Here is a 1,327-nt window from a genome sequence, read left to right as displayed (position 1 = left end):
AGGTCATTAAAACATTTATTTGTCCAACAGCTCCTTCAGCTTGTTTTCCAGATCTTCGCCTCGCAGGTTTTTAGCTACGATCTTTCCATCTGGACCAACTAAAAAGTTTTGTGGAATTGACTGTATGGAGTAAAGTTGAGCAACATCATTTTTCCAAAACTTAAGGTCTGATACTTGTGTCCAGCTTAAATGGTCGTCATGGATTGCTTTTAACCATTTATCTTTTGCCCCGGGTTGATCCAGTGATACGCCTATTATATTAAAACCCTTAGCGTTATACTTGCCATAAGCTGCTACTACGTTAGGATTTTCTGCCCTGCAGGGCCCACACCAGCTGGCCCAAAAATCAACCAGTACATATTTGCCTTTAAAGTCATGCAGTGAAACTTGCTTGCCCGCAGTATCGGCCTGCGTAAAATCAGGAGCCATAGCACCAAGCGCCAGTCTTTTTAATTTGGCTATTTCAGTTGCATACTCCACCCCTGACTTAGTGCTTTTTACTTTCGCCGATAAAGCGTTGAAAGCAGGCTCTATCTCTGCCACATCAGGTGTGGCGCCCTGTACATTTTTTATCGCAAAAAGGCTCATTAATGAATTAGGATTGGCTTTTGCAAACGCCAGGCTTGCCTGCTTTTTTTCATCCATTAGCCCCTGGTAGCGTTTTTGTATATCCTCAATAAATTCTTTTGAATTCCTTTTTTCTGCCGGTGCGGCTTGATATTCCTTGTTTATAGCTTCGATTTTGTCAGACACAGGCTTAAGTGCCGCCTGCAATCTGGCATTATCTGCGTTGATCAGGCCGCCCTGTATTTTTGCGTTAGTTAATGAATCAGGGCTACTTACTTTAATTACCCCATTTTCTAAATAAAGGTTTGTAACCTGTAAGCCGGACGTACGGATGCCGTTACCTTTTTTATTAATTATCAGGTAAGCGTTCATAGGGGCATCAATAGTACCTTTAAAGCTAAAAGCGCCGCTATTTATAGCTGCAGAATCTATATGCTCCGAATCAGACGGATAATATACTAAATAGGCCTTGGCTGGTGCAGATAACGCCCCCACTTTACCATTTAAGGTATAATTTGTTTGGGCCATTACCACAGATGGAGCAGCAAATAATGCCACAGCTCCTAAAATATTGGTGATCTTTTTCATACTTCTTATTATCATTTATTTTATTTGTTAATATTCAGGATTATAAATTCTAACAGCAATCATTATAACTTAATCCGTAAATTTTATGCTTTTACTGTAATTATATCGTATTTATTTCAATCCCAATTATAAAACCATTGCTATAAGCTTGCTTTTTACAAAAAAAATTAAA

Annotated in this window: 1 protein-coding gene; it reads right to left on the bottom strand. The window is 39.0% G+C overall.

Annotated features, from left to right (window positions below):
* Positions 1 to 15 precede the first annotated feature (15 nt).
* Positions 16 to 1,155, bottom strand: coding sequence for a redoxin domain-containing protein (locus ACFS5N_RS19625; protein ID WP_377189912.1), 1,140 nt, complete (start codon positions 1,153 to 1,155; stop codon positions 16 to 18).
* Positions 1,156 to 1,327 lie beyond the last annotated feature (172 nt).

Origin of the sequence: Mucilaginibacter ximonensis, assembly GCF_042686265.1 — a bacterium.
Taxonomy (GTDB): Bacteria; Bacteroidota; Bacteroidia; order Sphingobacteriales; family Sphingobacteriaceae; genus Mucilaginibacter; species Mucilaginibacter ximonensis.
Note: the sequence above shows the minus strand (reverse complement) of the source record. Positions and strands in the feature narration are given on the sequence as shown.

Excerpts from the sequence above, each read along its gene's own strand:
- ACFS5N_RS19625 (WP_377189912.1), bottom strand. The coding sequence starts at position 1,155 with ATGAAAAAGATCACCAATATTTTAGGAGCTGTGGCATTATTTGCTGCT.